At 57.4% G+C, this 5,486-nt stretch carries 8 protein-coding genes; 2 read left to right on the plus strand and 6 right to left on the minus strand.

What is annotated here, in order from left to right; translation table 11 throughout:
- Positions 1 to 185 precede the first annotated feature (185 nt).
- The 5 genes from HMPREF2967_RS13510 to HMPREF2967_RS00035 all read right to left on the minus strand — a co-directional run bounded on the left by HMPREF2967_RS13510 (position 186) and on the right by HMPREF2967_RS00035 (position 2,675).
- Positions 186 to 539 (minus strand): type IIL restriction-modification enzyme MmeI, encoded by a 354-nt coding sequence (locus HMPREF2967_RS13510; protein WP_016423158.1) that lies wholly within the window; start codon positions 537 to 539, stop codon positions 186 to 188.
- 494 nt (positions 540 to 1,033) lie between these two features.
- Positions 1,034 to 1,348, minus strand: coding sequence for an NIPSNAP family protein (locus HMPREF2967_RS00020; RefSeq protein WP_174232238.1), 315 nt, complete (start codon positions 1,346 to 1,348; stop codon positions 1,034 to 1,036).
- A gap of 99 nt (positions 1,349 to 1,447) precedes the next feature.
- Positions 1,448 to 1,777, minus strand: a complete 330-nt coding sequence (locus HMPREF2967_RS00025; RefSeq protein ID WP_003849969.1) for a DMT family transporter — start codon at positions 1,775 to 1,777, stop codon at positions 1,448 to 1,450.
- On the minus strand, positions 1,774 to 2,133 hold the full coding sequence (locus HMPREF2967_RS00030; protein ID WP_048733039.1) for a DMT family transporter: 360 nt from the start codon (positions 2,131 to 2,133) through the stop codon (positions 1,774 to 1,776). The genes HMPREF2967_RS00025 and HMPREF2967_RS00030 overlap by 4 nt, the downstream gene beginning before the upstream one ends.
- Positions 2,130 to 2,675 (minus strand): TetR/AcrR family transcriptional regulator, encoded by a 546-nt coding sequence (locus tag HMPREF2967_RS00035; protein WP_034666346.1) that lies wholly within the window; start codon positions 2,673 to 2,675, stop codon positions 2,130 to 2,132. The genes HMPREF2967_RS00030 and HMPREF2967_RS00035 overlap by 4 nt, the downstream gene beginning before the upstream one ends.
- A 176-nt stretch (positions 2,676 to 2,851) precedes the next feature.
- Here HMPREF2967_RS00035 and HMPREF2967_RS00040 point away from each other — a divergent pair, with 176 nt between their 5' ends.
- Together HMPREF2967_RS00040 and HMPREF2967_RS00045 are read left to right on the plus strand one after the other, a co-directional pair.
- Entirely contained in the window at positions 2,852 to 3,118 is a 267-nt protein-coding gene (locus HMPREF2967_RS00040) for a hypothetical protein (protein WP_198530996.1), read from the plus strand.
- Entirely contained in the window at positions 3,118 to 3,711 is a 594-nt protein-coding gene (locus HMPREF2967_RS00045; protein WP_070524737.1) for a recombinase family protein, read from the plus strand. The genes HMPREF2967_RS00040 and HMPREF2967_RS00045 overlap by 1 nt, the downstream gene beginning before the upstream one ends.
- A 678-nt stretch (positions 3,712 to 4,389) precedes the next feature.
- On the opposite strand, the gene HMPREF2967_RS00050 is transcribed toward HMPREF2967_RS00045, so the two are convergent.
- On the minus strand, positions 4,390 to 5,055 hold the full coding sequence (locus HMPREF2967_RS00050) for a 3'-5' exonuclease (protein WP_232770537.1): 666 nt from the start codon (positions 5,053 to 5,055) through the stop codon (positions 4,390 to 4,392).
- Positions 5,056 to 5,486: the final 431 nt, after the last annotated feature.

The raw sequence follows: 5,486 nt of genomic DNA on the forward strand, positions 1-5,486 counted from the left end.
CTGGATCGATCTCTTCCAGGTGACTGGTTCCTCTTCACCGCGCCATCGGCCCATTTCACAATCGGGAAGTAGTCAACGCCCTCCTCAACGGAAAAATCGAGGCCGGCGGCGGTAATCCCCCCACCACCAAAACCGAAATCCACCAGTAGTAGTGAACGACCCATGTTCGTCTACCGTGAGCCGCGTTATGGCAGTGACGTGTTCTCGTCGGGCACAGTCATAGTTCCCGGCGTTGCCAGCGACAGGGTTCTACACCCAGCAGCGGGACCGATCAAAATCACCCGCACGGGGAACGACCCTGCTGGTGGTTTAGATTTTGATGAAAGCGAGGAGACATAGCCCCTCGCCAACTCCCCGTAGCTGGCGAACAGTAGCTCCTGGCGCTGGCGCTCGTTGGTGAGTTTGCGTGCCACATCGAAAGCCTTATCGACTTCCCGGTCCAAGTTGTTGTGAGCCTTGAGCAGAATTGGGTCCATCGATAACGGGTTGTAGTGCTCCGCGAGTGACCGCTGGGGGTGCCGCTCGCGTGCCCGCAGCACCAACTGTCCAGCGTCGATGATTCGCTGCTGCGCCTTCTCATCTAGTTCACACAGAGCTGGTCCGCAGTTGTAGCTCCCGATGTACTCCGAAAAACGGAAAAAATAAATAGTGGGGATACATCAACCTTCCACTTTCCATTCTTCCGGCTCAGAGTATTGAGGGGTCTGGGACCGGGTCCGTAAACCCTTTATGTTTTTCGCGCACAGCGGTTTTTAGCGACGCACCCTATAGGTTTTCCGCAGAACTTATATGTGTTTCTGTGCACCCCATATGTTGTCTGTTTTAGCGGTATTTCGTTGTTAATTCCGCACGCGCGCATCAAATGGTTATTTATCGACGACACTCCGTGCCGCACCCCTATATTTAAGGATGTGGAATCGCCTACCCCTCCGGGTTAGAGCCCGCTAGATCCACTTCGCAATCGGGTACACCCATCTGTACGCGCTGACCTGCGGCGTTGTGGGTTGTGCCGAGCGTGCTGCCGGAGTCCCTTTCAGTGTCCCTGGGGTAGGAGCGGCCGCATGAAGGTGCGCTCGTACCGCAGGACGCACTCGGACTCGTCTCGAATCCGGTCAGCGGCGATGAAGTCCGAGTGGGTGCCGAACAAGGTGCGGTACTGCTCGTAGGCAGCCAGGCTGGGGAAGCTGAACAGGGATTCCGCACGGTCACTCACACCTTCCGCGGGTAGGTAGTACCCGTGGTGGGTGCCGCCGTGTTCGTCGACATGCCGCATCCAAGCGCGGGCGAACTGTTCAAAGGCTGCGATCTGGTCGGGGTCGATGGTGTAGTGGACGACACAGGTGATCACATCCACAACGCTAGGCCCACAGGCGCTCATTGGGGAGCCTTTGTCTGTGCGCCTCGTGGTGCAGCACACCAATCTGCCTGGTTTACCTGCGGAAATGCGTCAGTTCGCCAAGTTGGCGCCGAGTTCAACGGTGAGAACTCCGACGGCGATGAGGAGGATGCCGAGGGCCATGGTTCGGGTGAGGGGTTCGTGGAAGATGACCCGGGCGAGGATCGCGGTGAGAGCTACGCCGGATGCTGCCCAGATGCCGTAGGCGACGCCAAGGGCCATGCCGTCGGCCAAGGCGAGACTTAAGGCGACGAACGCCACGAGATACCCCGCGATGACGCCGATGAACCATTTCTTCACCCGGCCACCGTCGGAGGCTCGTAGCGACATGGTCGCGACGACTTCGGACAAGATGGCGCCTGCGAGGAAGATCCATCTCATGAGTTGACTCCTGCTTCCTGGGCTGCGGTTTGCTGAGCTTTCTGGGAGCCGAGTTCGACGGTGAGGACACCGCTGATGATCGCAACCATTCCAAGACCCATCACAGCGGTCAGAGGTTCACCGAAAATCGCGGCGGATAGCACGGCGGCGAGCACGACCCCGCTGGCTCCCCAGATGCCATAGGCGACGCCGATCTGCATTCCTTCGCGCAGGCAGAAGGTGAGGAAGACGAAAGTGCCGATGTATCCGGCAGCAACCACGATGTACCAGGATGGGTGATTGAGCGCCGCCTTGAGAGACAGCGTCGCCGCCACTTCGGTAGTGATGGCGCCAGCGAGCAGGAACCACTGCTTCATGGGGTTGTTCCTTCGATCAGGGAGCGAATGCTGGAGACGACGGCTTCGAGATCCGCGCCGTGGAGGGTGGACACACCTGTGGCCTGGGCGCCCCAGAGTCCGTCGGCGGCGAGTCGGGCGGTGGTCAGCCTGGCTCGGGTGGCGGCGTCGAGATCGTCCGGGAGTTCGAGCCAGCGGCCCATCCGCGTAGTCCACGGTTCGGTGAGTTCGGGCCGATACGTCGCTTGGCCCCAGATGATGAACTCGGCGCGCTTGGCGGCCCCGTGGGCGGCGACGTGAACGTAGCTCAGGAGCCGCTCGGTGGCGTTGGCGTTCTCGAGGGGCTTGCCAAGGGTGGCAGTCATGTCGTTCTCGACGTTGGCCGCAGCGTGGTCGACGATCGCGGCGAGCAGTACGTCGCGGTTGCGGAAGTGATATAGCAATCCCGGTTTGGTGAGCCCGGCCTCGTGGGCCACTGCGTCAAGGGTAATGTCGCCACCCTCCGCTGCGTTCATGACGCGGAGGGCAGCTTCCAGGATCTCGGAGCGCTGACTGGTTCGCATATAGCTAACTTTACCATTTGGTAGGTGAAGCCTTCAACTGCGGCCGCTGGTAGGGGCACCTGGGGTACACCCTAGTTTTACGGGCATCCATGCCAGCAAGTTGCGCGTAAAATAGGGTAGATTCAGGAATTGTTTTACAGATGTACAGCAGGGTCTAGGTCTTAGGTTTACAGAGAGTGGTGGTTGTGGTGTTGTCGCCGGATGGTTTCCATGTTGAAAGTCATATTGACGCAGTGCCTGCGTTGGCGCGGGTGAAAAAACTGCATGGTGGGTTGTCGTCGGGGCAGCAGGCGTTGGGCAGGATTGTGCAATCCTTGCTCGCTGACGCTGATGCCCTCGACGGTATTCAGCTTTATGCCCTCTCGGATGCAATCGAGTCTTATCGTGATGCGGTCATAGAACAGGAGAATGCTGCCTTTAACCCCTCGCGGGGCGAAGACTAATGGCCAACGACTCCGGCTCCCGTGGGCAGCGGGTGGGCTATATCCGTGTTTCGACGGTGGAGCAGAATAATCAGCGCCAGAAAGAACTACTCAATGCTTCCGGCAGGATTGACCGGTTCTTTGAAGATAAGATTTCCGGCCGCACGAAGACTGCCCGCCCTGGGCTTGTCGAGTGTATGGCGTATGTGCGCGATGGTGACGAGCTCGTCGTCTCGTCGATTGATCGCCTCGCCCGATCTCTAACGGATCTGCGTGGCATCGTTGATGAGCTCACCGACAAGGGTGTGACTGTTACTTTCCTGCACGAGAACCTATCGTTCTCGAAGGGTGCTAGTGACCCGCGTGCGGATTTAATGCTAGGTATTTTGGGTTCGTTTGCGGAGTTTGAGCGGGCTATTATTCGTGAGCGCCAGGCGGAGGGGATTGCGTTGGCGAAAAAGGCCGGCAAATACAAAGGGCGCAAGCCTGCTCTTAGCCCGCAGCAAGTAGTGGAGATTAAGCAGCGTGTGCTGGCAGGGGAGTCGAAAGCCGCACTAGCGCGAGAGTTTGGGGTCACCCGTCCTACCGTGTATCGAGCATTGAAAAACGCCTAAAAGACGCAGCCGTAACGGTAAATCAGCGCAACTTGACCGGGGTTCGTATGCGTAAATATGCGCAGATTGGGCTGGCTGCATGGGAATTCGATGCTGTCTGCCTTTTACTTCTCTGCGGAGACCACCGGCCCCTTTTCGGTCCAGCGTTACTGCTAACGTTAGTGCCGGTTCACAATCATGCCCCACCACCTGTGGTGGGGCGTGGGCGTGACTTCCTCGTCGGTGCGCGGTTAGGTCCGCGCGTGTACGTGGGCTGTTCTGCGCGCCTAGTCGGCGAGTGGACAACTCTACGACGTTAGGGAGGTGACCGATGGGTAGACACTCATTGGAAACGCCCGGTCGCAAAAGAAAAGACCTTGATGCCACCAAGCTTGACTGGCTCGATGTGGCTACCAAGGTCATAGTTCTTGCGACCGCAATCGTGAAGCTCGTTGAGGCGATGCTTCACATGGGCCTTTAGGTCCGATAACTCCAGCCGATTCGCAGTCGGTTGGGGTTATTTTTATGTGCAGCGATGGGTCAGGGACGAACCATGCTGTCATGTCTTAGGCTAATGTGCGCGCGGAGGTTTCGCAATACTCCCACGCTGGGGACGTAGCTACCTTTCTCTACTGCGGGCAGAAATCTGCGTAGTCGTTCGCATGGACTGCCGTGGTTGGTGTTTGTGCTGGTGGGTTTCTATATTTCGCGGGGGAGCAGTGGGGTGGCGTGACTTGTGCACCAGGTGTTGGTGGTGCGGAATACTTCGCCTTGACGCAAAATCTTGCGGCCAATTTCGCTGCGCTGAGACCCGAAGAGGGCGTGGAGCATGTTCGCTGTGGCGGTCGCATCGGCTACTGCTGCGTGCGCGTCAGGATTGTCCAGTCCCAGGCGGTCGAGGAGTGCCGGTAGGTTGTAGGGGCCACGGTCGAGTATTTGCTTGGCAAGGTCAATGGTGTCAATGAAGGGGAAGAACTCGTCCTCATTATCGTCTCCACCGGTCATGCGGTCGACCTCAGCAACGATCATTTTTGAGTCAAACGGTGCGTTGTGCGCGAATAGTTGCATGCCGTCGATGTAGCTGGTGAAGTCGCCATATACCTCGCTAAACGTTGGGGCGGTTGCCACCATGTCGTTGGTAATGCCGTGAATGTGGGAGTTTTTAATGGCCTTGCCGTCAGGATTAAGCAGTGTGTGCCAGGAGTCGACGGGGTTGAAGTGGCTGTCTGCGCGCACGGCAGCGATTTCAATGATGCGGTCGTAGCGCTTGTTAAAGCCGGTGGTTTCAGTGTCAATAACGGCAAAGACCGGCTTGCCCGGCGTGCGTGGGGTGTAGCGGTTGAGGAGGTTTTCTAAAAATCCCATGGCCCCAAGCCTAGAGTCCCATACCGACATGGAAGCCTAAACGCTATCGAACATAACGGCAGCACTGTTTTCTGTGTAGCGCCCCTGGGGCACTTAGTTACCTTTTCTGATTCTTTGCCGCTCTTTTCTTTTCCAAGACAGTCTAGAAGACACAAGGATACGTGGAGGGTCATAGGACTGCGGTTGTGGTGGGGTGTTTTGGTGGCAACCAAATCGCTTGCGATTTGGGCGGCAGCCCAACGAGCCGAAGGTGAGGCGGGAGCCTTTCGGTCTTAAGCTTCTGGTGGTGTTGATTGGTGGATCCCCTGTGGGGATATAGAACTACAGGGATATAGTTATAAGCCACCTGGGAAAATAGGTAAACGTGCAGGTAAAACCCTGTGGATAACTAGTCGAATATTGGTAAATATGCGCACCTGTATTGGTAAATA

Source organism: Corynebacterium sp. HMSC059E07 (genome assembly GCF_001814395.1).
Lineage (GTDB): Bacteria > Actinomycetota > Actinomycetes > Mycobacteriales > Mycobacteriaceae > Corynebacterium > Corynebacterium hesseae.